At 45.9% G+C, this 23,105-nt stretch carries 24 protein-coding genes and 1 pseudogene; 11 read left to right on the top strand and 14 right to left on the bottom strand.

From position 1 onward, the window contains the following. Positions 1-1,227 precede the first annotated feature (1,227 nt). The 3 genes and pseudogenes from IV433_RS21885 to IV433_RS21875 all read left to right on the top strand — a co-directional run. Positions 1,228-1,350: pseudogene (locus tag IV433_RS21885) on the top strand (IS3 family transposase); the annotation flags it as partial. Positions 1,351-1,546: 196 nt separating this feature from the next. Beyond that, positions 1,547-2,035: a DinB family protein gene (locus tag IV433_RS21880; RefSeq protein ID WP_195815922.1), complete on the top strand. Its 489-nt coding sequence runs from the start codon at positions 1,547-1,549 to the stop codon at positions 2,033-2,035. A 231-nt stretch (positions 2,036-2,266) separates the two neighbouring features. Further along, positions 2,267-2,962 carry a DJ-1/PfpI family protein gene (locus tag IV433_RS21875; protein WP_195815921.1) on the top strand — a complete coding sequence of 232 codons (696 nt, stop codon included), beginning with the start codon at positions 2,267-2,269 and terminating at the stop codon, positions 2,960-2,962. Positions 2,963-3,083: 121 nt separating this feature from the next. Here the strand turns inward: IV433_RS21875 and IV433_RS21870 are convergent, their stop codons facing one another. The 3 genes from IV433_RS21870 to IV433_RS21860 all read right to left on the bottom strand — a co-directional run bounded on the left by IV433_RS21870 (position 3,084) and on the right by IV433_RS21860 (position 5,319). Next, complete coding sequence (locus tag IV433_RS21870; protein WP_195815920.1) at positions 3,084-3,536, bottom strand: GNAT family N-acetyltransferase; 453 nt, start codon at positions 3,534-3,536, stop codon at positions 3,084-3,086. 159 nt (positions 3,537-3,695) lie between these two features. Then, a complete protein-coding gene (locus IV433_RS21865; RefSeq protein WP_195815919.1) occupies positions 3,696-4,274 on the bottom strand; it encodes a hypothetical protein in 579 nt (192 codons plus the stop codon). Positions 4,275-4,539: 265 nt separating this feature from the next. Then, positions 4,540-5,319, bottom strand: coding sequence for a HalD/BesD family halogenase (locus tag IV433_RS21860; RefSeq protein ID WP_195815918.1), 780 nt, complete (start codon positions 5,317-5,319; stop codon positions 4,540-4,542). A gap of 281 nt (positions 5,320-5,600) precedes the next feature. On the opposite strand from IV433_RS21860, the gene IV433_RS21855 reads away from it, so the two are divergent. The 3 genes from IV433_RS21855 (at position 5,601) to IV433_RS21845 (ending at position 8,889) form a co-directional block, all read left to right on the top strand. Next, complete coding sequence (locus IV433_RS21855) at positions 5,601-6,821, top strand: glycoside hydrolase family 28 protein (RefSeq protein ID WP_326838672.1); 1,221 nt, start codon at positions 5,601-5,603, stop codon at positions 6,819-6,821. Between the two features lie 33 nt (positions 6,822-6,854). Further along, on the top strand, positions 6,855-7,868 hold the full coding sequence (locus IV433_RS21850; RefSeq protein WP_195815916.1) for a Ppx/GppA phosphatase family protein: 1,014 nt from the start codon (positions 6,855-6,857) through the stop codon (positions 7,866-7,868). Between the two features lie 769 nt (positions 7,869-8,637). Then, entirely contained in the window at positions 8,638-8,889 is a 252-nt protein-coding gene (locus tag IV433_RS21845) for a GNAT family N-acetyltransferase (protein WP_229893635.1), read from the top strand. A 236-nt stretch (positions 8,890-9,125) separates the two neighbouring features. Here the strand turns inward: IV433_RS21845 and IV433_RS21840 are convergent, their stop codons facing one another. From IV433_RS21840 to IV433_RS21820, 5 genes are all read right to left on the bottom strand, one after another. Further along, a complete protein-coding gene (locus tag IV433_RS21840; RefSeq protein WP_195815915.1) occupies positions 9,126-9,455 on the bottom strand; it encodes an NIPSNAP family protein in 330 nt (109 codons plus the stop codon). Between the two features lie 591 nt (positions 9,456-10,046). Further along, positions 10,047-10,466, bottom strand: a complete 420-nt coding sequence (locus IV433_RS21835; protein WP_195815914.1) for a bleomycin resistance protein — start codon at positions 10,464-10,466, stop codon at positions 10,047-10,049. Between the two features lie 234 nt (positions 10,467-10,700). Next, the gene (locus IV433_RS21830) at positions 10,701-11,336 is read right to left on the bottom strand and encodes a DUF421 domain-containing protein (protein WP_195815913.1); all 636 of its coding nucleotides are present in this window, start codon (positions 11,334-11,336) and stop codon (positions 10,701-10,703) included. Beyond that, complete coding sequence (locus IV433_RS21825) at positions 11,333-11,791, bottom strand: DUF3290 domain-containing protein (protein ID WP_195815912.1); 459 nt, start codon at positions 11,789-11,791, stop codon at positions 11,333-11,335. Before IV433_RS21825 ends, IV433_RS21830 begins: the two co-directional genes overlap by 4 nt. 267 nt (positions 11,792-12,058) lie before the next feature. After that, on the bottom strand, positions 12,059-13,258 hold the full coding sequence (locus IV433_RS21820) for an MFS transporter (RefSeq protein ID WP_195815911.1): 1,200 nt from the start codon (positions 13,256-13,258) through the stop codon (positions 12,059-12,061). A gap of 104 nt (positions 13,259-13,362) precedes the next feature. Here IV433_RS21820 and IV433_RS21815 point away from each other — a divergent pair, with 104 nt between their 5' ends. After that, positions 13,363-14,280 (top strand): LysR family transcriptional regulator, encoded by a 918-nt coding sequence (locus IV433_RS21815; protein WP_195815910.1) that lies wholly within the window; start codon positions 13,363-13,365, stop codon positions 14,278-14,280. Between the two features lie 284 nt (positions 14,281-14,564). On the opposite strand, the gene IV433_RS21810 is transcribed toward IV433_RS21815, so the two are convergent. Genes IV433_RS21810 through IV433_RS21795 form a run of 4 tightly spaced genes read right to left on the bottom strand, consistent with a single transcriptional unit; the run spans position 14,565 to position 18,263 of the window. After that, a complete protein-coding gene (locus IV433_RS21810) occupies positions 14,565-15,995 on the bottom strand; it encodes an MmgE/PrpD family protein (RefSeq protein WP_229893634.1) in 1,431 nt (476 codons plus the stop codon). Between the two features lie 5 nt (positions 15,996-16,000). Continuing rightward, entirely contained in the window at positions 16,001-16,678 is a 678-nt protein-coding gene (locus IV433_RS21805) for an amino acid ABC transporter permease (RefSeq protein ID WP_195815909.1), read from the bottom strand. Then, positions 16,678-17,469, bottom strand: a complete 792-nt coding sequence (locus tag IV433_RS21800) for an amino acid ABC transporter ATP-binding protein (RefSeq protein ID WP_195815908.1) — start codon at positions 17,467-17,469, stop codon at positions 16,678-16,680. Before IV433_RS21800 ends, IV433_RS21805 begins: the two co-directional genes overlap by 1 nt. Next, a complete protein-coding gene (locus IV433_RS21795) occupies positions 17,469-18,263 on the bottom strand; it encodes a substrate-binding periplasmic protein (RefSeq protein WP_195815907.1) in 795 nt (264 codons plus the stop codon). Before IV433_RS21795 ends, IV433_RS21800 begins: the two co-directional genes overlap by 1 nt. 95 nt (positions 18,264-18,358) lie before the next feature. Here IV433_RS21795 and IV433_RS21790 point away from each other — a divergent pair, with 95 nt between their 5' ends. Continuing rightward, positions 18,359-19,249 (top strand): LysR family transcriptional regulator, encoded by an 891-nt coding sequence (locus IV433_RS21790; RefSeq protein WP_195815906.1) that lies wholly within the window; start codon positions 18,359-18,361, stop codon positions 19,247-19,249. A gap of 354 nt (positions 19,250-19,603) precedes the next feature. On the opposite strand, the gene IV433_RS21785 is transcribed toward IV433_RS21790, so the two are convergent. Next, entirely contained in the window at positions 19,604-19,804 is a 201-nt protein-coding gene (locus IV433_RS21785; RefSeq protein WP_195815905.1) for a hypothetical protein, read from the bottom strand. A 727-nt stretch (positions 19,805-20,531) separates the two neighbouring features. On the opposite strand from IV433_RS21785, the gene IV433_RS21780 reads away from it, so the two are divergent. Further along, the gene (locus tag IV433_RS21780) at positions 20,532-20,909 is read left to right on the top strand and encodes a RidA family protein (RefSeq protein ID WP_195815904.1); all 378 of its coding nucleotides are present in this window, start codon (positions 20,532-20,534) and stop codon (positions 20,907-20,909) included. A gap of 223 nt (positions 20,910-21,132) precedes the next feature. Then, positions 21,133-21,750, top strand: a complete 618-nt coding sequence (locus tag IV433_RS21775; RefSeq protein ID WP_195815903.1) for a LysE family translocator — start codon at positions 21,133-21,135, stop codon at positions 21,748-21,750. A gap of 68 nt (positions 21,751-21,818) precedes the next feature. On the opposite strand, the gene IV433_RS21770 is transcribed toward IV433_RS21775, so the two are convergent. Next, complete coding sequence (locus IV433_RS21770; RefSeq protein WP_229893632.1) at positions 21,819-22,061, bottom strand: hypothetical protein; 243 nt, start codon at positions 22,059-22,061, stop codon at positions 21,819-21,821. A 410-nt stretch (positions 22,062-22,471) separates the two neighbouring features. On the opposite strand from IV433_RS21770, the gene IV433_RS21765 reads away from it, so the two are divergent. Continuing rightward, the gene (locus IV433_RS21765) at positions 22,472-23,074 is read left to right on the top strand and encodes a site-specific integrase (protein WP_195815902.1); all 603 of its coding nucleotides are present in this window, start codon (positions 22,472-22,474) and stop codon (positions 23,072-23,074) included. Positions 23,075-23,105: the final 31 nt, after the last annotated feature.

Genomic DNA, 23,105 nt, shown 5'->3' with positions numbered 1-23,105 from the left:
GTACATCAATTCATTATGTGTGAGGTTTGGAAAAGATGTACAAACGGCTTTTCTTACAATCTGGTCAATATACGCAGGTACCGATACAAAAAACATGTCAGGTCTCCCTTCCAGTAATCGTTTTTATTGTGTGACATACCTAACATATTGTTTTGAGAGTTAAGTAAAGTCTAAAGAAAGCCCCGTTCGATAAGGGGGGAGCTTGTCTCGAACGGGGCAAAAAACCACGCTCTCAAAATATTATATCGGGGAAACATAACCATTTCGAAAGAGTCGTCACTATTCTTTATACAAGCATATGGGGGATGTGCACGGTGAATTTTCTTAAAAAAAATTAGCTCGCATACTTTTTCATACTTGATGAAATCCCAAAAAGTATGGGTTTATGCATTAGAAAAGGAATTTACTCCCAACACTTATACGAATGAAGCTTGAATCGCTACGGGGTATCTCATCTGGAAGACTGGAAATATTTTTTCTTTGAAAGTTACGGTGCCGGGTGCCTCCCGGTGAACCTCTGGTCAGCCAACCTCGGCTCGCTCACTCTGTGACTATCTTAATTCAATGGCTGATTAGCCCCACCGCATAGGGGGATTCACCGCAACAATATCAAATTAACATACAGCACAAAAAGACAAAACCCCCGCATTTTCAGAATCGGTTTTTGCCACTATTCGCTGTGACTGCGCGTATACCCTTGGGTTTTTTGACGAACCTAGCTGCAAGTTACCCGTGCGTGATTCACCTGCAACTGTCTTCTTCTATCAGGGGCTGCAGGATTACCGCAGCATTGGCTGACGCATTCGTTCTGCCCATTTACTGGTGCATTTTCGACCCATCAAAAACGCAACTCCCCCTCACGGCGGTTTCTAACCAGCATTCGGCTGGGCACTGAGGTGAATAAATCACCGTAAACGCGTCAAAACCATCATCACATCACTAATGCGAATGCGCTTTCCAATCACTCCGGGTTATCCCATCTTCGCAGACTGGAAAGCTTTATTCATTTAACGTTGCGGTGCCGGGTGCCTCCCGGTGAACCGTTGGCCAGCCAACCTCGGTTCGCTGTCTTCTCTTTGAGGGTAAGCTGATTAGCCCTACCGCATAGGTAGGATTCACCGCAACAGCTTCAACGTATCACATGAATTTAAAAGACAAAACCCCGCCGGAGTGAAACGTTTTATTGGATTTGGCCACCTTAACAGAGGCGATATGCTCACTTCAGAACGTTACGTAAGCTTTAGCGACGATGTCCATGAAATGACAGACTATATCGATAGATATTACAGCGCGCTCATGCTGCACGAATATAACGGCGAGTTATTACCCAACGAATCGGAAAATCGATAAATGAAAACTCTAAAACAATGGTCCGCCACTTTGACTAATTTGATGACAACATTCTGATATAATTGAATAAAATACAGGTCTATTCCGAGCGAAATATGGACGCCGTTCGTTCAAAGGACGACTTAGGAGAAATTAAGCACTGCTAAGAAATGTGCGTTATTGATATGCTATCGGAACAGGTAAATCAGGGGGAATTATGGATAAGGGCACAATACTTACACTGTTGAAGTACAAACGCTGGATTGATTCAGAAACCCTAAAAACAATCAACGTAATTAGCGAATCTACTTATTCAGAAAAACGTCATCTGATGCTAAGACTGATGAATCATGTCCATGTAGTGGACATGATTTTCAGAGCAAATATTTCGGGACAAAAACATACTTACACTGCGCTAAATACCCCAGACACCCCGTCTGTAGATGAGCTTGAAGTTAAAATGGCCGATAGCACTGACTGGTATATTAAGTATGTTCAATCAATGACTTCGGCCGATTTCTTTGAAGCTATCAAATTTAGTTTTGTCGATGGGGGGGCCGGAGAAATGACAGCTATTGATATGTTAAATCATATGCTTTTTCATGGGACCTACCACCGCGGAGCTGTAGGCTGGTTAGTTTCTGAGTGCGGAGGTGTTCCTCCTAAAGATGTGCTGGCAGTATTCCTGAGGGACCATAATAATTAACAGGATCTTTCTGCGATTAATCATAGTACTCTTGACTTTGACAGTCACTATGAGCGAAAAGCGGTCATTTCACCATTAGTATTCTAGTTCGGGCTGATGATAAATTTCTTTATATCACTGAAATACAGCTGAATTAAGCATGGTCTTCAGTAAGCCCCCTTCAAGTCGTTCATAAATGGTTACCTTTTTGAACGACTTTAAATTATATCCTTCTAAGTTAAAGGGGATTCTATGAGCGATTCTTCATGCATATCAATCGGCCTACTCCTGTTTCCTGCTCTTACTCAGCTTGATCTTACCGGCCCTTATGAAGTTTTAGCAAGAGCGCCAAACACAAAGGTTCACCTAATCTGGAAAAGTTTGAATCTGGTAGTTTCTGATCGTGGAATGGCTATACAGCCTACAACCACATTCGAAACATGTCCCGACCTGGATGTAATTTGTGTCCCAGGTGGACCAGGTCAAATATATCTGATGGATGACGAAGAAGTCCTTTCATTTATCCGCACTCAAAGTAAACAAGCAAAGCTGGTGACTTCGGTATGTACTGGGTCACTTGTTTTGGGCGCCGCAGGGCTTCTGGATGGATACAAAGCAACTACACACTGGGCTTCTCTGGATCAGCTAGCGTTATTAGGTGCGGAGCCGGTAAATGAGCGCGTAGTTCGTGACCGCAACCGAATAACCGGTGCAGGTGTGACTTCAGGTATAGATTTTGCTCTCAATGTTGTGTCAGAAATGTACGGAAGTGATATAGCTCAAAATATTCAGCTGCATATGGAATATGACCCCGCACCTCCCTTTACATCTGGCTCCCCACGCACAGCTTGTGAAGAACAGATAAAAATAGCAAAGGAACAGATCGCACCATTTATTGAAAAAAGACGACGGGCTACTTTAAAAGCAGCAGCAAAACTTAAGAAATAAGTGCATAGCGGAATTTCCCTCTTCAATTATCAATCTCCGTTTTTTAGCTCAAAGCAGACCTTGTCGTTGTTTCTTAGGTCCGCCTCGTGCAAGTAGCTGACTTCAAACCCGATTAATACAATCAGCGCAATAACTTTGCGAAGCAGACAGCTTCTGTTCTGCCGATGTATGGGCCGTAATTCTCAATACGGATATAACCATTTTTCTCGTAGAAATTAACAGCCCGATAGTTGATGTATCGGGTTTCCAGCCTAAGTTCGTTATATCCCATCTCTTTTGCAGATGTTTCAAGAAAAGTGAGTAAAGCACCGCCAATCCCTGAGACACTTCGGTCTGTAAACATTCTTTTAAGCTCGGCAATATTTTGCGTCAATGGTCGTATAGCACCGCATCCTATAGCTTTGCCATAAGAATTCCTTGCTAATGCCCATAAAGCTTTATGATCACTCATTGCTCCAACGGTGAAATTGCTTTTGCCGTTATCACCACTTATAGCGGCAAGTTCCTCTGACAGCATTTCGATTAAGCGATGGGATTCTGAAGAAAATGGATCTGATTTCTCTACTGTTATCATGGCTATCTCCTGCCGGATGAGTGTGGCCAACTTAAAGCAACCTGCTAAGGAAAGCATCAGCTAAAACGGGTTATGGGACAACACGGTTTCCAAACTATCCCGAGATCCCGTGTCTGTTTCTTACTCAACGTAGACTATGCCGTGCGCCTGCCTTTGTTATCAAATAACTGACTTAACAGCTATAAGCGTCCTTTTTCTAATCCATCCACTACCTGCCCGTATTGCAAGCCAGTAAGCCGCCATTTTCAGCTGAGTAGCTCGATCCGGACAGTAAACAAACGTTTCAGTTTGCAGCTCATATTGCCCTTCATTCACTTTTTTTACCCGGTAGCGCATTAAGAGCTTCGCGCTGCCCCGCATCACTGGTTTCAGATAAGCTTCAGTATCCAGCACATTTTCCAGACCGAAATCTGCACGCCAGAATTGTCCACGTAACCCGTAGCAGAGCTCCGATAGTGACTTTTCCAGAAGAGTAAAACTGTGTAGGCCAAAGTCCTTAACCGCCAGGGGTTGTTTATTGCGCCGGAATACTTGCGGAAGTTGTCGCAAAGACATTAATCGCCGAATAACGGCGTCTTGCTGAATATCGAATTCCGCTATAAACGGCAGGATTTTCTCAGGTGAGTTCGTCTTAATGACAGTTTGGTGTTTTTCATGGAACTGAAACTGAGGCAAGAAAACGGGTATATCCTGCCATGTAGCAAGTGCTTTACTGGTAACGAATCCAGGGTTCAGCATGTTACCCCCTTGTTATCCTTCGAACTATATAAAAAACAATTCCAACACTCTCGGGTTTATGGAATCTTCCGAAACAGCCTTTAACATTCGAACCTTTGCATTAAAAGCTAATACACATTACGCCCTAAAGAAATATTTTGGACAAAAGTGACTGGTGTTCAGCGGGCAATTTCCTAAATTTCCTCCTCATCGGGAGATTTAATTATGAGTACCTTATCTTGTTACACAGCATGTTTTTTTGGTGATAAGTCAGAACCGCAGGCCGTTAAATACGTCCGTAGAAGGTCATTCTGGCAGACTCGGACAGCGAGATTTCAGGCTGAGAATTGTAGGCTAAAACCACAAGCATGCGCGTGGTATCCCCCTCAGTTGGCGTCACGCGATGAATCGCATTTCGACCGCGAAACAACACCAGATCGCCTGCTTCAATGCCGAGTTTATTCGGCTCAAATTGCTTGTTCAGTAGTTTTTCAACGCCTTCATAATTCATGTCGCCAGCATCTGCATCACGCAGGTTCTCAACGTATTCAAACACGCCTCCAGCCTCAGGTTTTTGTATCAGCAGGGTGATGGCAAAAGACGAGTTATCGAAATGCCAGCCCAACTCCTGGCCTTCGCTGGCGTAGTGCAGGTTGATTGAAGAAAGTTTGTCAGCGTAAGCATACAGCTGTTCTTCACCCAGCACTGTGCAAAGAAACGCCTGGAAAACGGGCGCGTCATACAGCGCGCGAAGTGCCGAGTCTTGCGGGATCTCTTCATCGGTAATACAACCTTTCGAAGAGACAATCTGCCGATTTCTAGGATGCGAGTCTGGCAGTCCGGCGTCAGGTTTCAACAGATAAACATTATGATTACTGCTGGTATAATAGGCTAAATGGTGATTTTCATCCCCCTCATTCTTGATAGCTTTCAGCGCAACCGGATTAAGAAAGTCATGCAAGACCAGGACACCATTTTTATTCAGCCTCCTTTTACATTCAGCAAGAAAGTTCTTATCCACTATCGGATTAGCTGCGAAGTTTATGATCCTATCGAGTTCTTGCATTATTACCCTCATGAATGATTCAGGAAAAAAATGTTGCCTCTACTTTAACCAAGTCATAAATGACTGGGAAAGGAAAGCTGTCATAACTGAAGAGCTAACTGCGAATTTTCTTGGTCAAGACATGACTAATTCATATGCCTCAAATATGATGTTGTCATGGTTATCAATGGGCTGATTGTATTTTAATGATTCTAAATCACATGTTGGGATTTTCCTGCCGTGTTTTTGTCTTATCAGTGCTCCTGGCCAGTACTTCCGGTTTAGCGCAAGATCGGCGGCACGTGTCAGAACCCGGATTGCCTGTTTCGGTATGCGTAACATTGACCTCTTCCGCACAATCCAAAGATGATACTCAGCGTTTACAGGATAGTATCAACCACTGTCAGCCGGGAGCCGCCGTACGTCTGATAGCCGGTGCTGCGGGCACCGGCTTTGTTAGCGGACCGCTGATCATGAAGTCCGGCGTCACACTCTGGCTCGATCGTGATGCAGTGCTGGCAGCAACGACCAATCCACTTGCCTATGACAATGATGGCCGCTGTGGCACTCTCGATCACAAAGGTAATGGCTGCCGTCCGTTAATCTTGTTCAATGGCACACGGGGCGGCGGCATTGTTGGCGAGGGTATAATCGACGGGCAGGGCGGGCAACCGATGATTGGGCATAATGAGACATGGTGGCAGCTCGCGCGTCGCGCACAAACCGAAGGCAGCAAGCAGAATATCCCGCGCCTGATCCAGATTGACCACGCTCACGACATCACGTTCTACAAGGTCACGCTGCGCAATGCGCCCAACTTCCACATGGCGATGAATGCCGTACAAGGAGCGACGTTCTGGGGCGTACGCATCGATACGCCTGCAGGTGCGCGCAATACGGATGGTATCGACCCCGGTGCCTCGCAGGATGTCACCATTGCACACAGTTTCATCCGCACCGGCGACGATAACGTAGCAATCAAGGCTGGGAGCGCTGGAGCCACCCGATATATATCGCTGATCGATAACCATTTTTATTGGGGACATGGTCTGTCTATCGGCAGCGAGACGGTCGGCGGCGTCAGCGATGTACTGGTTCAGGGGCTGACTTTGGACGGTACCACCTCCGGTCTGCGCATTAAGAGTGACGCCAGCCGCGGTGGATTAGTCAGCAATGTGAGCTTCGAGCACGTTTGTCTGCGCAACAACCGCCGTCCGATTGATTTCGATACACACTACGACGCCAAAGCGCAGGGTAGTAAGATCCCCGTTTTTCGCGACATCGTACTCCGGGATGTTACTGGTGCATCCGGCGACCTCGTAATGCGGGGTTACGATGACACACATCAGCTTAGCATCATGCTGGATGGCGTGCGCTTCGCACCGGATGCGCACTGGAAGATTGAGTTCACCGAGATCCAAACCGGACCCGGCGGCGTGCGTCCGGCGTTGCTCGGAAAATCGCAGAGTGCAGAAGTGTATGCTGGCTGTGTCGGAAGTTGGGTAACGTTTCCTGGTAGCTAATTCAATTTTTCTTTATTTTCAGGGCAGGATGAAATGAACCACTCACTAAAAATTTTAATTTGCATCGTATTAGGGTTAACCACGCTCTCCGCAGAAGCAGTTAACTGTATCGAAACCCGTGCGGGAATCGATATGGGCTCGGGTACCACCAAAATTCAGGTCGCAGAAGTGGATATTTGCCATAACCAGTTGGGTAAAGTGTTGTATGAGGATCAGCGGCCGCTGGCTTTTAACGCTGAATTGGGCAAATCAGGAAATAATCAGATTAACGAAACGATCCAGCAGGAAGCAGTGATCGCGCTGAAAGATATGGTGAATAAAGCCCGGACTTTTCACCCGAAACGAGTTACCGGCGTTGCGACAGCAGTTTTCCGAACGGCGTCCAACGGTCAGCAAGTCATTGACATGTTCAACCAAAAAGCCGGGGTTCAACTGCGCATAATTTCCCAGGAACAGGAAGCCGAATTGGGGTTCCTCTCGGCTAAAGCGGCTTTGCATGACAGGAATGTCAAAAATGAGGATCTGCTGGTCTGGGATATCGGTGGCGGGTCTATGCAGATGACGGCGATGCGTGAACAAAATGGCCAGACTGTGACGGATTTTTATCTTGGCAAACTGGCCTCCGTGACACTGAAAGAATTTATTATTAGCGTGCTGAAAAATCAGGAATTGGATAAAACCGAGTCACCTAACCCGATTGGTTCGCAGCGCAATACCGTACTGCGTTACGTCAACTTTTATGCAAGAACGCACGTTAGTGCCCAAATTAAGCAGGATGTAAAAAAACGCCGGGTTATTGGAATTGGTGGTGTTCATGGTTATTCGGTTAAGGGGCAGATTCATCCAGCTAAGAATACTTACCAACTGGCTGACATTGAACGCGTCTCAAAAAATCAGGTCTGGAAAACTGACAACGAGATTGCAGGGCAATACCGCTCAACTGACGTGAGTAATCTTCTGCTTGTTGAAGGCTTTATGCAGGCGCTGAATATTTCGCAGGTCACTATTGTGAAAGCAAGTCTTATTCAGGGCGTTCTGGTGCAATAAATTTTATTAATAAGTGCTCACTTCCTTTATTGGTGGAGTCAGATATGGCTTCGCCAGTCCGCGGTTAAAAGCAAAGTCCTGCGATGGCAGGATTTTGTCAATCAGACTATTGTGCTGATAGTTTCTGAGGGCTGACTGGTATATATGGGAGGCACCGCATTACTCTGGGCGCTTTTCAAACGCTTTATATCCATTCCTGATGGTTGGAATGATTCCTACCATTTCGAAAGAAGGTTTGGTAGTAAGTTCTGAGTCCCTTAAGCGTTCAATCGCAAAGTAGAATGCCTCCATATCTTCAGCCTGGAACATGGCGAGTTTCTACCCCGGTAGTGATCCTTAATAGGCCCGCAAGCAGTGAGGGGGCGATGGCGAGGCAGAGAGAGAAAGAAATACCCGAAGTTAGCGGTTATACATCGCTGAGTAATCTGTCAAAGAGGTTAACTGTCACCCCAGAACCCTTTTGCAGGCTGGCGTCGCGCCCCCAGCAGCAACTCTTACTTGATTCTTAGCTATCGAGCCTATGGCAACTGTCGTGGCAACCATTGAAGTTTTTACCCGTAATAGGATCAACGAGTTAACGTTCATTTGGTGAGAAAGGCTCACTCTTGTTTCCAGATAATAGAGACTTAAAGATACTAATAATTATGAAAAAAAGTCATGGATTTCACTATCAATCCCACTCATTCTGACAAGCTTCGTGCTGTTGAACTGGCTGCTTTTGAAACATTGCGTAATGCCGGTGTGGTAACAGGGGAGGAGCCTTAAGGAATTGAGCAATTTCAGTCTTAATGGTCTGTTACTCGCGGCGTATACGCCTGATTCAGTTCCTGTAGGGTTTGTAACAAGAAAAGTTGAAGGCGTAAGGCTGCACATTGCTGAAATTGATGTGCAGCCGGAATGGCAGCGCAATGGGATCGTGACACGGCTTATTCAGAGAATTCTCCTTACTGGGCAGCAACGCGGTCTGGCTGTTACCACGCTTACAACAGACAATATGGTCGCTTTTAATGCCAGATTTTAAGGTGCATTAGGATTTATTATTGTGAAAGACCACGCACGACCGCCGCATCTGGTAAACCTAATCGTTGAAGAGACCTCTAAAAGTTTTATTGCGGGGCGACATGTAGCAATGTGGGTTACCTTTTAGGACTCAGCTCGGCTTCTCGCTCATAGCTGCCGGTGAGATACCTCAGATTAACGGCTCGGGCATGTAATATAAATGCCGCTTGCGCGGCTTTTATATGCATAGATGCACAATCAATTGGATCGTAAATTCTCAATGGCACTATTATTAAGCATGAGCACCGATTTAACGCTGACGCTGATCCTATCAATAATGGCCTGCCGGGGGCCAAGACGCCATTCTTCACTGCTGTAAAAAGATTCCTGAGAGGATTTGAGATGTGAGAGGCTGTCATAAGCTCTGATCAGATAGTATGCGTCGTTGTCATGCGCGGATATACCAAAAGTAATAATATCCATACCCGCTGAACGGTGAAGTGGAGCACTCTCCTCCGTCATGATTTTGTGGAAGTCTTTCCCAGAGCCTGGTTTTAGGGTGTACAGCAGAAATTCTACTGTTTTCATCTTCGATATCCTTTTCATTTTTTCATCATAGCGAATTATTGAGCGTGGAACAGTTGAATTGTCAGTATTGGAGGAACGTGCAGATTGATACCGATTCTTTCCTCGCCATGCCGGGTCTGAGCGTCTTGTGAGTGCCAGAAGCGGACGCATCTCGTGAATTGTCTTTTACCTGTTAATTCTTACTGAGAGCGTTTAATTTCATCCTGCTTCCCGGGATTGCATTGCTCTTTTGTACCGGGAAGATAAAAATTTCCCGAACGGTCTGGATTGGTTCCACCCGGGCACCCCGCGCGGCCGGGAGTAGATACAGTATTAGTACCGTCTGTTCCGTTTCCTCCATCAGAGAAATTACCTCCATTTCCCCCATTACCTCCATCAGCAGCATTTGCCGCAAATGCGCACACCATGTAAAAAAATGCAAGAAAACACCTGGTCATAAAAACTCCAATTTTTAAAAATCAAATGTTAAATCAAGTACCCCAACATGCATCCATTGTAGGGATTATCATAAGAGCAGGTACGCTCCTCGCTCAGTGTAATTTTAAGTTCAATACACTTGTCCATCCCATGGGAGGGGCGAATACTAATACTTCATTCAATATATTGGGTGAAGCGCAGGAGAAAGCCATCAGGATCCTGTACAAGAAATTCTCTCTGGCAGGCTGTCGTTTCTCCAATGGTGTAATGATTATCACGCAGTTCCCGGTACAACTTATAACCACTAGCGTTGACACGAGCTAAAAGGGATTTGATATCTTCTACTTCTATCTGAAAATTAACGCCGCGACCCAAAGGCCTGATTAATTCAGCCGTATTCCATCCTTCCGGAGAATATTGTTCAAGCATCAATTGCGCCTCGCCGAGACTGACATATGCAAAATCGGGCTCAGTACGTCTTATCATGATGTTGAAGCCAAGCACGTCAACATAGAATTGCAGAGATACTGTAAAATCCAAAACGGTCAGTTCGGGAACCATGCGATTCCAGTAGGGTTCTTTCCGCTCAGTCATTGCTCTTCTCCTCTTTGACTGACATAGCATACATCAGATGACTTGTAGGAGTTTATACTCAAGTTGTTATGAGTAATGCCGGTACCTCTAGTGTCAGGCATAAAGTGTGGATGTCCGAGCTGACCTTTTATGCTCTGTGAGCTTGTCCGCTCCGTCTTAGGATCGAACGTTGATATAAGCAGAGGCACACCTGAAATGGCTGCCTTATGAGAATTAGAGAGTTAATTTCGGATATTATTTTTCATATCCGTATAAATTAATTCTACCTGATAAATACTCACCTAAATATACTTCACTGATTTTATTGAAGTTTTGCTTTGTAACTTCATTTTCTAACCATTCACTATCCTTATTAAGGATTTCGAGCAGATCATGGTTGGCTAAACCGTCCACTATAATTGGATAGCGTATATTCTCATCACCGCTTTGTATAATGGTTAACTGCCCATTTTGTTCTAGAACCACGCGTTTTAGTTGTTCTATTTCATAAATTCCATTTGCTCTTAATTTGAACATCAAATCATTTGCAGAAACACCATTCCGTAAACACTCTTTAACATTAATGCTGCCATTATGTACTAAAGTAATAGGTTTTCCATCAATTATTCTTTTAACAAATCGATTATTTTCTTTCAAAAACTTAAGAACAAAGACCAAGAAAGTCCATATAATTAGGACCAGGACAAATTGTAATACTGTTATCGATTCATTGTAAATCACGCCTCCTATAATCCCCCCCAACACATAGTTTTGAACCTGATCCATTGCGGATGAGGGGGCCAGATTTCCTTTTCCCATAAGATTTATTTGAACAATTAAACACAGTATCCCCAGGCCCAACTTTATAATGATAGGTAAATAAATTATCATTTCCACACCTCAGTTTTTATGATTTCTATTTTTGGGTTTACTAACGAAACCTCTACTAAATTATATGTTTTCTGATCTGGGCTTAAGTTAACGCGATAAAAAAGATCATTGATTTTAACGATAATGCCATCAGAGAGTTGTACAGAACTAGAAAATATAGTATTCACATTTACATCTTTTTCTTGTGATAACAACCTAACAAAGTTAACCATTTGTGATGATTGGGAGTGTATGTTTTGGCTATCGGTGTAATCAGCATACTGAACACCAGAAATGAAGAGCAAAAATAAGAAGGCTATGATTGTTAAGTCACGATATTTAGTTTGCAAACGATGACGCATATACAAACTAAAAACAACGATCAGGATAAATAAAGTACTAAATATAACGATGTATTTTAAATAATCATTGATGTTAGACTGCATTTGTAGATAATCTATGCTATAAAATCTCATATATGTATAATCCTAAACCCTCAAGACCCTATTTTTATTATAGTAACACATTTACATTTTTTTTGTTCTGATGTTACCTAACAGCTAATAATCATCAGTAGTCAGCTGAAATTTTCCATTAACCTTTAAACCAACTGAAATGTTCTGCTTTCTATGACTCTAGGCACCTCGATGTAAGTAATCATTCAGAACTTCCGCTCTTAGATCACAGCAGACCTCCAGCTCAGATAGGTCGTCCGCTTCTTGCAAAAGCGGACGTTGCGCTAGTCAAGGATGAAGTGTCTGGATAGTACGTTTAGCCAGTTTCTTTTGAAGTATTATGACCATTACGGGAAATCCAGATGCGGCTAATGCACTGACAACCAACAGTCTGTTTAGATTTTGCGTTGTTATTCCCTGATCAGGAAGTAATAAGGAAGACAGAAAGAATGCGAGAGTTGTTATCAGGTACATCATTGCTGTTTGTAATGAAGAAAAACTGGCTCGTTGTTCATCCTCAGGATACTGGATAGCAACCGACGAAGCGGAAACAAGTCGGCTATATGAGGCCCCAAGAAACAAAGTTATAAATAGAACTGCATTATGATAGCCCATCGCTGGAATCAGCAAGCTTGCTACAAAGAACAGAGTTGAAATTGTGGCCAACATCAGAGCAGATAAACGCGATATTAGAACTCCTGTCATTTTTGTGGACAGATAACCTGCGATCCCTCCACTTAAGAATAAGAAGTGTAATAGGTTTTTTTGTGCTCCCATATACTGCATCATTAATGGCGTCAAAATGGGAATAATCAGCATTGGGCTAAATTGTACTATTGCAGTACAAGAGGCGAAAAAAATGGTTTGAGTATCAATAGATTGATTCCTCTTCACGCTTGGTGTAACCGTATCCTTGGGGATAATAAATACTATCAACGGTAAAGACAGCAGGCAAAGTGAACTGATTAACCATAGCGCAGTATGCCAACCATAGTGCGTGCAAAAAAATAATACAGCTGGCATACCGACGATACTCACCATTGAAAACGATGCAATCACCGTTGCCAGCATTTTTCCACGTAAGTTAGCTGGGGCATAGTTTATCAAAATGCTCATACCTACCCCCATTGTCGTACCACCAACCAATCCTGCGCAAAATCGCAGTGCGAGTAGAGTGTCAAAGTGAGTAGTGAGTGTGGTAAAAAATGTTAATGCTCCCAGCAGCACCATATTCCTGGCCAGGAATTGTTTTTTATTTAATCGGTCGATCATATAAAAAGCAATAATTCCGGAAAGGACAGCACCCAGTGTGTACATACCAGAAACATAGCCAGAAAATGATATTGGAACCGAAAATCCATCTGCCATAAAAGCAAAAACAGGAGTTAACGCCATGTACTCCAGCGCATTAGTGAACTGGATAAAAGCCATTACAACGGCTATCCGCGTGAGTGTTTTATGATTAAACGTCTGTGTGACCAGTGGCATAGCAAGCAACCCTATGGATGAAAGATATCCGAGTTTAATTGCTATCAATAGCGTTGATTAGATGGTAAAAATGGCAATTATTTTTATCATATATGGGATAATTCATGCGCCCAGCTCTTGATTTTAATACTCTGAAAGTGTTCATTGCGGTAGTTGAAAGAGAAAGTTTTGTTGGGGCATCGAAAGTCCTTGTAATGCCGACATCAAATGTCAGTCGTTGTATTTCTCAGTTAGAAGCAAAACTGAATCTTCAGCTCATTGAGCGCAGCACGCGACACATGAAACTCACCCAGGCGGGGCACCTACTATATACACGAGCGAAGCCATTACTGGAGGCGCTTGAGCAAACTGAAACAGAATTAACATTGCGGCAAATGCAACTCAAGGGGCCATTACGCATCTGTATTCCCAATGAAATAGGTCCTGCATTGCTGGGTTCTGTTATTGCCGATTTTGCCTGTCAGTATCCGGATTTGGAGATTAGCTGTGTCACAAATTTGTCAGGCCTCGAATCACTGCGAGATGATCTGGATTTTGCTATCATTATTACCCGTGGTCGAATGGATGGCAGTGACTATATAGCCCGTCATCTGGTGACTATCCCTTGTACAATTGTTGCCGCCCCCTCAGTCATTCAGCGTTATGGTACCCCTTCTCATATCCAGCAATTTGAAGAATTACCCTGCATTACAACAGTAAGTGCGCTGAAAGGTGCTCCCTGGCAGTTTGTCAATTTAAAGGGGGGATTCGAAACAATTAAGGTTAATGCGCATTATCGCGTAAACAGCGGAGAGATGGCAGGACGAGCTGCGGTATCAGGTGTCGGTTTCGCAATTCTATCGAAACAAGCCTGCCAACCCTACATCAGCGATGGACGGTTAATCGAGATTGAGTTTGAACAATCGGCAGCCCCATTGCAATTGTTCGCTCTTTATTCAGATAGGCGTTACTTGCCCGCTAAAACCAGAGCGCTTATTGATTTTATGCATCAGAAATTGAGCAATATATCCTTAGCAACCTAAAGAGGCATTGAATCGCCACAGAGAGTCCTGTGGGGATAATGAATTTCCACTCAACACAGAACGTCTGCTCCTCGTTCATAGCAAACAGTCCTTTCACATCGGTCTGCTCTGTGTCAGAAGCGGATAGTCAGGTTTCTTCAAAAGAGCACTGCTATTAAGCTGAACTAATATTTATCAAGAAACACTCTCTACAATAAAGGGCTTAGAAATCCCCTGACCTACTTCCCGTTGATTAGCACATCCTGCTATAGAAATGGACAGAATGTAGGATTGATAAATTGATATTATATCCAACAGTTGGTTGAAAGTACTGATGCACCAGTAAGTTGCGCTGCTGATGAGTAAAAGACTTGATCGGTGCAGTCTTGCTGGATCATGTTCTTAATAAGTGATTCAGAATCAATCTTTAGACCAGCTAAATTTAGACGCGCCTTGGCAATTACTTCAGATTTAGTCAGCGGACGCTCAGAGCTACCCAAAGGTTTGAAACGCTCCTGTACCGAGCGGCTGCCATTCACATGCGTTAGCACCACGCGTGCGCCGGGCTGGCGGGCCGGGCCGGTCATTCGTGCGGTAAAATCCGGATCGAGAATGGCGGTGACTTTATCCGCCAGCGCCCGCAACACCGGGCTTTTCATGTTTTTTTCAGTGTACCAGCCGGCACCAGGTGTAAGCCCGGCCGCGACCGCAGCCATGGTCCAGGGAAGGCTGAACTGTGCGTCGGTCACGTTTTGCGGGCGATAATCCATCATATCGTCAACAATGCGAGGGAAGGTATGCACCTCGACGGACTGGATATCCTCCGCCCGCCAGCCGGTTTCCTGAACGAGGGTTTCCAGCGATTCCAGCGCGCAGGCCAGCCAGCGACAGGCAGGATAGATTTTAAAACTGCCGTAATTCGCATACCAGTGGTTGCCAAGATCGTGCGTGAGTATTTCCGGGGCGAATTGGTCTGATCCGATCATGCGCCAAAAACCCTGTTCGCCGTCAAGCACGTCTAGGCTGCCACTCATACCCTGTTGCGCCATAATGACGGCTTGCACCGCTGCCTGTGCAGCTGGAGCGACGGCATCTTTTATCGATAATAAGGGCCGCTGTTGCCAGTTGTACTGATGCAAGCTGGGTAATGGCGTTAATGCCGCAGCCAGCCCGACAGCGTTATGTAACTGTTGTTCATCTAGCGCCAAAAGAAGCCCGGTAACCAGCGCTGCCCCCATTGACTGGTGCTGCGCCACGCCATATACCTGATTAAAACGTTCGACCGAAGGCTGGATGGCGTGAATAAGGCGATTATTAACTTCAAAGCCTACGGTTAAAGCGGTAATCAGCGCCTCGTGGCTAACGGGGATCGGGCTGATATCCAGCGCGGCCATCGCGGCGGCAATCAATGTCGCTCCGGGATGACCAAGCCCTTTGCCGTCAATTTCCACGCCGTCGTCGTGATCCAGACCATTTATCACCGCGGCGTTGCTAAAAGCGGCTGCCAGCGGGCTAAACCCGGTATGCCCAAATACGCTACAATCCCCGTTGCCGCCAAACAGGCGGGCAGAGTGGATAGTCGGTTTGCTGCTCTGATGCTGGCTTGCAGCCCAGCCGCAGCCGAGCCCATCCAGTAAATGCAGGCTGACTTTATGACGGATAGCTTCAGGGATCGTTTGTGCCTGTAACGTACAGGCGAATTTAACCAACTGGCGTGTGGCGGTGATATTCATCATTTTTTTCAACGCTTAAAGTAACGTGTGCGAATCCGACGTTCGGTATAGCTCGCCAGCAGCGACAGCGGCAGAATAGTGATTACAAAAAATACGGCGACAAAAGTCAGGGTTTCCAGCGGCCGGAACGTCGCAGTGCTCAGGCGTTGCGCCTGATACAGCACTTCGCCGGTGGCGACATAGCTCGCCAGGACCGAATTCTTGATCGACATTACGCACTGGCTGACAAAAGCGGGCAGGATACGCAAAAAAGCGACTGGCCCGGTTATGCGGAACAAGACTTTCAGCGGTGACATCCCGACAGAAAGCCCCGCCTCAACAAGACCGTGATCCACCGATTGTAACCCGGAACGAAATATCTCGGCAAAAAACACGCTGCCGTATAGGGAAACCGCCAGCACGCAGGTTAGGTAGGCTGACATCGTCAGGCCAAACAAAATAGGCAGGCAATAGTAAGCCCAGACGATCAACACCAGCGGTGGAATCGAACGCACCACTTCGATCAACGCCTGAGTCGGCAAGCGAATAATCGCTTTAGAAGCCCCCCGTAATGGTGCAAGCAAGGCACCGCCGATAATACTTAAGGTGATTGAGGCCAGAACGATTTTAAAGGTCGTGAAAATTCCATCCACAAGAATGGCGTGATACTGCCAGAGTATCGAAAAGTCCCAGTGATAAACCGGCATCAGAGCAGATCCTCCGCCGTCACGCCCGACAGCGCCATGAAGTGACGAATTTCGGCATTGTCCGCCTGAGTCCAGATTTCATTCGGGGTGGTTTCGCCCACCAGTTTGCCATTATCCATCAGCAACAGGCGGCTGCAAACTTGAAGCGCAAAACGCATTTCGTGAGTGACGACTATCATCGTGGTGCCGGTACCCGCTAACTCGGAGATAACTGCCAGCACTTCGCCGACAGATTCCGGGTCGAGCGCAGAAGTCGGCTCATCAAACAAAATCACCCGCGGCTCCATAGCCAGCGCACGAGCAATAGAGACGCGCTGCTGCTGACCCCCGGAAAGCTGAACCGGAAAATCAGCCGCTTTTTCCGCCAAACCCATGCGAGTGAGCAAAGTCATGGCCTTTTCCGTGGCGGCTTTTTGCGATATCCCGAGTACCTGAACCGGTCCCTCGATGATATTTTGCAAAACGCTGCGGTGTGGCCACAAATTGAAATGCTGGAAGACCATCGCCATTGATGCACGCTGACGTGCCAACGTGCGCTGCTTCACGGGCTTTCTGTCCTTTCCGAAAAAACCGATTTCTTCGTTGCCGAGCCAGATGTGCCCGCCGTCAGGCGTCTCAAGCATATTCAGGCAGCGCAGCAGGGTGGATTTCCCAGCGCCGCTGCGGCCAATAACGCCGATCACCTCCGAGGGGTGAACCTCGAAGGTGACGTCATCAATGATTTTATTGCCTGAGAAAGATTTGCTGAGTGCTTTTATTTTCAGTAACGGCAAAGAGGCCTGTTCAGTCATTAGGGTTGATTAACCGGGTGAGTGTATTTTTGCCAGATAGCTTTCAGTGTGCCGTCTTTATCCAACTGCTCCAGCCGACCGTCCAGCCAGGCTTGCAGCTTAGGACGGTTCTGACGCAGACCGATATTAGTCGCTTGCTCTTTAACCGGTTCAGGGATCACCATGGTGCCCTGATGGCGTTTCTGAATATACTGGGACATCTGGATATCATTGGTCACGATAGCATCGGCGCGGCCACTTTCCATCTGCAATTGCATGTTGTCGCTGTCCGGCACAATAATCCACTGCGCCTTGTCCAGCTGAGGTTGCAACAGCGTCACCGCCGCTGAACCATCAATGGCGGCAAGCTTGGTCTGCGGATTGTTAATCGTCGCCCAGTTCTGATACTTTTTCGTATCTTTATCTAACGTCAGGACGCCCATCTGATGAGCACCCATCGGGCGCGTAAAATCGGCAGCTTTCGCTCTTTCCGGGGTCTTGTTGAAGCCACCCAGAATATCGAAACGATTTGCCTGCAATCCAGCAACCGCGGTGCCCCATTGAGTGTCGACGTATTCAATTTTTATATCGGTATTTTTGAATATCGCCTGCGCCACGTCGGGAACCAGACCGGTCCACTGGTTGGTGAGCAGATCTTTTTGATACCACGGTGGCGCGTTAACAGCTCCAACGCGAATAACATGATCTGGCAAAATAGTATTTATCTCTTCCGCGGCTTTCGCCGGGGCTTGTGCAAGAAAAATCCCTGGTATCAGCAATAAGGCCGACATCACACGTGTTCTGAATAATTTCATTATATACCCCCAAAAGAATATAGTTTTAAATTTTATAACCCTGGGTGCATGCATTCAAAATTCAAAAATAGCATATCTTTATATGGAAAATGGTTATGACTCCAAAGCAACTTGAAGTTTTCATCAGCGTCGTACAGCTCGGCTCTGTGACAGCGGCCGCGCAACAGCTGGCGATGTCACAGCCTTCGGTCAGTAAGATATTGTCACTTATCGAGCAGCAGATGGGGTTTAACCTGTTCGAACGGCTGAAAGGTAAAATGCAGCCGACGCCCGAGGCCAACGAGCTGTACAAAGAGGCGCTTCGGGTTTATCTCGACAGACTACGTTTTGACCGTTTTGTTGAACATATCCGCCAATACCGTGTAGGACAACTGCGAGTTTGTGCCACTCCGGCTTTAGCGTTAAACCTGTTACCTCGCGCTGTTGCACGTTTTCGTCAGACATTCTCCGACTATGGCGTTGTCGCGGATATGTGCCTGAATAACGAGATCGAAGAGGCGGTGGAAGGAGGGCGTTACGACCTTGGATTTGTGGTCAAACCCGGCGGCGAGCAGGGCGAGAACCGGTTCATGGTGAGCGAGGGGGAAATGGTGTGCGTATTGTCGGAGCAGCATCTGTTGGCAAAGCAAACTGAGGTGTGCTGGCATGACATCGAACCTCGCGAGCTGGTATTTATTACCACCGATGCCAGGCTGGTGGCGATGATTGCCGACATTGTACCCGAGTTTCATCAACGACAGGTCGCAGCCATAGAAACCAACCGCTACAGCATGGCGATTAATATGGTCAGGCATAATAACGGTGTGACTATCGTCGATCGTTTCTCAATACAGGGCTGTGATATGACAGGGTTAGCCGTGCGCCCGTTCAAACCGGCGCTGAAAGTTTCAGTTGTTGCGGTGCCCGATGGTCACGGCGTCATGTCACAACCCGGAGAGGAGTTTGTCAGAGTGATGAAAGAACTGATGAAGGAAACAGTGTTTTAGGATCACAGCCAGGCTAAGGGAACGCTGATGGGTTTTTGGCGCAAATTTGCTGTCGGGACTACCATAATGACCATCAACAGGCGCGGAGGTGCAAAACTGATTTGAGCGCTCTGTTGCATGTGATGATCATTCCGTGAAAGGAAAACGTACCGAGAGCAGACATCGGAAAGTCTGCTTAATTAGATGTATGTTCAAAGAATTCTAACAGGCAGCTATGTGCCAGAAGCGGACATTAGCGATTGTAAATCGCTTCCAAATTACCGCCATGCCCTTCTCGGGGCGTTCGATAAAACGTCATTCTGTCGAACTCAATAAAAAAGGCGGGATCACCCCGCCTCTTTTAAAAAATTGCTATCAGCTGTTAATTTTCCGCCACCACATCTGGGTGAAACCAAATGCAAAGACCGCACTCATGCCCCCACCAACCCACATTGAAACGCCACCTGTGGTAGCGAAGAAGAATACAGCCAAGCCTACCAGCGGTATTAATGCCATTAACCATGCAATAGTTGCGCAGACCTTTTGCGAGGTTGTGGCCTGTTGAGATACAGTCATCTTTACTTTCCTTACGATATGAAAAACCGTTGTACTTCTTTATTCTTCTTTTTATTAGGAATCATCCTATCTGCATAGCCGTACGGAATCCAGACGGATTTATACAATTTTATCATTCAGCAAGAGCCCTTTTTAATGAGTCCCTCGGTTGCGACACTCGGATTTATTCAAAAAATGTCACAACGATGTCCGCTCCTCGCTCATAGTGTACTAAAGCTAAAGGCTCTCCATATAATTGAACGCTTTCATCAATTCTTGTTCAGTTAGTGGTGATACCAGACCTGCCCCGGAATCTTCCTCGACTTTTATCAAAAGCTCACTGCGGGTAATTCCTAACCTGTTCGCCACATGGTTAGCGCAACTTCGTGCGTGGGATGCTCTATGTGCCAAAGGACTTGCTGTATCCAAAACTCTTGCTCTTGATGATGAATGAGACACTGATTATTCCTCTAGCAGATATTTTTGACCATTGTGACACTTTCCAAAATGTAGAATTATGGATATTGGCCTTCGACTTCTACCGGGAGATACTGTACCCGAAATTTTGTAATCCATTTGAATTTAAAAGTGATTACAACGTCTGCTCCTCGCTCGTGGCTGCCATGGGATCCTAACCTGAGGCAGATTCGTGCCAGAGTGCATACTTTTGCAAGACGCTAATTAACGTTGAGCAGTCACAGTTGAATGGTAATGTTGTGGCTTATTCCCTTTTAAAAAGGCCATCGGCATGAGCAATTTAGTAAGAAGGAATTATCCTGCGTTAGGTGAAGTAAAGGCACCTTACGTCCATTCTGTAAAGCATGGCAACACGCTTTATATTTCCGGCCTGACCGCGTTTGGCACAGCGGCACAACATGAAGGCATTGCTGGGCAGGCTGAAGAAATATTTAACCAAATCAGGAAAATTGTCAGTGTAGAAGAGATAGATTTTTCAGCACTAATGAAAGTGACTATATTCGTCACCTCTTTTGAGGAGATCAACGAGCTACGCAAAGTACTGTATCGAAATTACGGTGATCACTTGCCAGCCAGCTCGCTCGTAGAAGTCAGCCGTCTCTTCTCATCTGACCTCTCGATTGAAATTGAGGCTATATTCGGACTTTGATTCAATGCTCATAGCCGGATAGCGACAACTGTCCGTTTTCTCAAACTATCTCTAAGGCGTCCTCTTCTCGTTCAATGTGAATCGTGCAGTGCGCAGGTCCGCTCTGTGCCAATAGCGGACATTGTTGGCATAGTGTTATGTTGTTAACCGGGAGCGGTTCATAAGGTGTGCGGTTCGCGCAATGAGGGAGCTGTCTGACACTGATTAATGATGGAGAAGATGAATGACAAGTGATTTGATCGCGGTTTCTGCTATTGGCGCAGCTATCCTGTTTGGCGCAATGAGCCCGGGAGTTAGCTTTCTTCTCGTCGCACGAATGGCCATGTCCAGTTCGAGACGGGCGGCTTTATCTGTTGCTGCAGGTATGGGGTTTGGTGCGTCTGTTTTTGCTGCCATAGCGTTAGCCGGTCTTCACACCCTGCTGACTTTGGTCCCATCACTTTACACAGGACTTAAGGTTGCAGGCGGTTGCTATCTTTTATGGCTGGCGTTGAAAATGTTTCGTCGTCCTTCAAATCGTTTTAATGATTCTGCCGGTACAGAGGAAGTAAGCATCTCAAAAGCTTTTATGACTGGCGTTTTTACGCAAATCAGCAATCCCCATACCGCACTGGTGTTTGCCAGTTTTTTTTCCGCAACGCTTAGCAAAAATATTCAGCCTGTTATGTACATCATCCTGCCCACAATGGCATTCGTTATTGATGTGCTCTGGTATGCCGTCGTTGCATGCTTATTATCAACTGACGGGCCACGTCAGGCTTACATTAAATACCGTAAGTTTTTAGATAAACTAAGCGGAGGCTTTATGGCCTTTTTGGGAATACGACTGCTGTTGAAGTGAGTCTGACAAGTAGGATGTCGTCTAGTGATCCGAAGTGTTCATGTCCGCTCCTCGCTCAAAGCTGAAACTCACCAGAGCCAACGCCTCTTTGGCTCTTGCCAGTTCCCCTGCCAAAGGTCAAAACGCTTGAGTAGTGCAAGTTTTTGTAGAACAACATCTTCACCCATGGATGAGAGAGTTCGCTCTGGAATTGAAATGCCGAAAAGGCCATCAGAGATAGCGAATATTTCACATTCTAAAGTCAGTGAACCCAACGATTTATCTATATGCTTACGTTCTGCTTTTACAATTAACTGAAGCCCCATCAGCATTTAAACTCCACAATGGCTAGCTGCTCAAATGCTTGTTTAATCTGGTCCAAGACCAGCTTAGAGATTGATTGTCCTCTGATATCATAAACGAGCCGACAAGTTTGTATGTGCGATGGAACCTGCGATAGTCCGTAAGATATTCTGGCAATATTATACGCAATACTGAGTCTTATTGACTCCGTAGATGACAGGCTATGGCTGGCTACAAGTAGAAACTCTCCTTGCTCTTCATTAATAAACTCCGGGGTAAACATCACATCTCCCTCTTATCGCCTTCGCCGATTTCTATCAATTGAATGCCTCTCCATCAGAATTTATCATAACAGTTATCCTTCTCAAAAAACGATGTCCGTTCTTCGCTCATAAGGGACAACCATACTCAAATCTCCAACATTGCAGAAGATTTGAGTATGAACATGTCACCGTGGAACAAAGGCCGTATCATAGGCCAAAAAAGACCACTTCAGATATCTCATATCTGGGGGATCCGAATCCGGCTTGAACTGGAAGGTAAAACGCGTGATTTAGCTCTGTTCAATATGGCCTTAGACAGTAAGCTACGAGGCTGTGATCTGGTGAACCTCAAAGTATCTGATGTTGCATATGGTAGCTCGGTTTCAAGCAGATCAACGGTGCTGCAACAGAAAACCGGTAGCCCTGTGCAATTTGAGATAACCAAAGGGACAAGAGAAGCTGTTGCTGCATTGATAAAGCTTGGCAATTTGCACAGTAAAGACTTCTTGTTTCGGTCTCGGATCGGAACTAACCGGCACATATCAACCCGGCAATACAGCCGAATATTTCATGGGTGGGTAGAAAAGCTTGGTCTCGAAGCTTCGCTTTACAGCACACATTCCATGAGAAGAACAAAACCTTACCTGATATACAAGAAAACCAAAAATCTCCGGGTGATCCAACGTCTGTTGGGCCATAAGAAACTTGAAAGCACAGTCCGTTATCTGGGCATTGAAGTCGATGATGCGTTAGAGATCTCTGAATCGATTGAAGTCTAAGGTTGTCAGGGCTGCAACAGCAGCCCTGTGC

The organism is Rahnella laticis, from assembly GCF_015644585.1.
GTDB lineage: Bacteria > Pseudomonadota > Gammaproteobacteria > Enterobacterales > Enterobacteriaceae > Rahnella > Rahnella laticis.
Note: the sequence above shows the minus strand (reverse complement) of the source record. Positions and strands in the feature narration are given on the sequence as shown.

What these genes read in the sequence shown, in the direction of transcription:
- IV433_RS21880 (WP_195815922.1), top strand. Translation starts at nt 1,547, where the DNA reads ATGGATAAGGGCACAATACTTACACTGTTGAAGTACAAACGCTGGATT.
- IV433_RS21875 (WP_195815921.1), top strand. Translation starts at nt 2,267, where the DNA reads ATGAGCGATTCTTCATGCATATCAATCGGCCTACTCCTGTTTCCTGCT.
- IV433_RS21870 (WP_195815920.1), bottom strand. Translation starts at nt 3,536, where the DNA reads ATGATAACAGTAGAGAAATCAGATCCATTTTCTTCAGAATCCCATCGC.
- IV433_RS21865 (WP_195815919.1), bottom strand. Translation starts at nt 4,274, where the DNA reads ATGCTGAACCCTGGATTCGTTACCAGTAAAGCACTTGCTACATGGCAG.
- IV433_RS21860 (WP_195815918.1), bottom strand. Translation starts at nt 5,319, where the DNA reads ATGCAAGAACTCGATAGGATCATAAACTTCGCAGCTAATCCGATAGTG.
- IV433_RS21850 (WP_195815916.1), top strand. Translation starts at nt 6,855, where the DNA reads ATGAACCACTCACTAAAAATTTTAATTTGCATCGTATTAGGGTTAACC.
- IV433_RS21840 (WP_195815915.1), bottom strand. Translation starts at nt 9,455, where the DNA reads ATGAAAACAGTAGAATTTCTGCTGTACACCCTAAAACCAGGCTCTGGG.
- IV433_RS21835 (WP_195815914.1), bottom strand. Translation starts at nt 10,466, where the DNA reads ATGACTGAGCGGAAAGAACCCTACTGGAATCGCATGGTTCCCGAACTG.
- IV433_RS21830 (WP_195815913.1), bottom strand. Translation starts at nt 11,336, where the DNA reads ATGATAATTTATTTACCTATCATTATAAAGTTGGGCCTGGGGATACTG.
- IV433_RS21825 (WP_195815912.1), bottom strand. Translation starts at nt 11,791, where the DNA reads ATGAGATTTTATAGCATAGATTATCTACAAATGCAGTCTAACATCAAT.
- IV433_RS21820 (WP_195815911.1), bottom strand. Translation starts at nt 13,258, where the DNA reads ATGCCACTGGTCACACAGACGTTTAATCATAAAACACTCACGCGGATA.
- IV433_RS21815 (WP_195815910.1), top strand. Translation starts at nt 13,363, where the DNA reads ATGCGCCCAGCTCTTGATTTTAATACTCTGAAAGTGTTCATTGCGGTA.
- IV433_RS21810 (WP_229893634.1), bottom strand. Translation starts at nt 15,995, where the DNA reads ATGATGAATATCACCGCCACACGCCAGTTGGTTAAATTCGCCTGTACG.
- IV433_RS21805 (WP_195815909.1), bottom strand. Translation starts at nt 16,678, where the DNA reads ATGCCGGTTTATCACTGGGACTTTTCGATACTCTGGCAGTATCACGCC.
- IV433_RS21800 (WP_195815908.1), bottom strand. Translation starts at nt 17,469, where the DNA reads ATGACTGAACAGGCCTCTTTGCCGTTACTGAAAATAAAAGCACTCAGC.
- IV433_RS21795 (WP_195815907.1), bottom strand. Translation starts at nt 18,263, where the DNA reads ATGAAATTATTCAGAACACGTGTGATGTCGGCCTTATTGCTGATACCA.
- IV433_RS21790 (WP_195815906.1), top strand. Translation starts at nt 18,359, where the DNA reads ATGACTCCAAAGCAACTTGAAGTTTTCATCAGCGTCGTACAGCTCGGC.
- IV433_RS21785 (WP_195815905.1), bottom strand. Translation starts at nt 19,804, where the DNA reads ATGACTGTATCTCAACAGGCCACAACCTCGCAAAAGGTCTGCGCAACT.
- IV433_RS21780 (WP_195815904.1), top strand. Translation starts at nt 20,532, where the DNA reads ATGAGCAATTTAGTAAGAAGGAATTATCCTGCGTTAGGTGAAGTAAAG.
- IV433_RS21775 (WP_195815903.1), top strand. Translation starts at nt 21,133, where the DNA reads ATGACAAGTGATTTGATCGCGGTTTCTGCTATTGGCGCAGCTATCCTG.
- IV433_RS21770 (WP_229893632.1), bottom strand. Translation starts at nt 22,061, where the DNA reads ATGCTGATGGGGCTTCAGTTAATTGTAAAAGCAGAACGTAAGCATATA.
- IV433_RS21765 (WP_195815902.1), top strand. Translation starts at nt 22,472, where the DNA reads ATGAACATGTCACCGTGGAACAAAGGCCGTATCATAGGCCAAAAAAGA.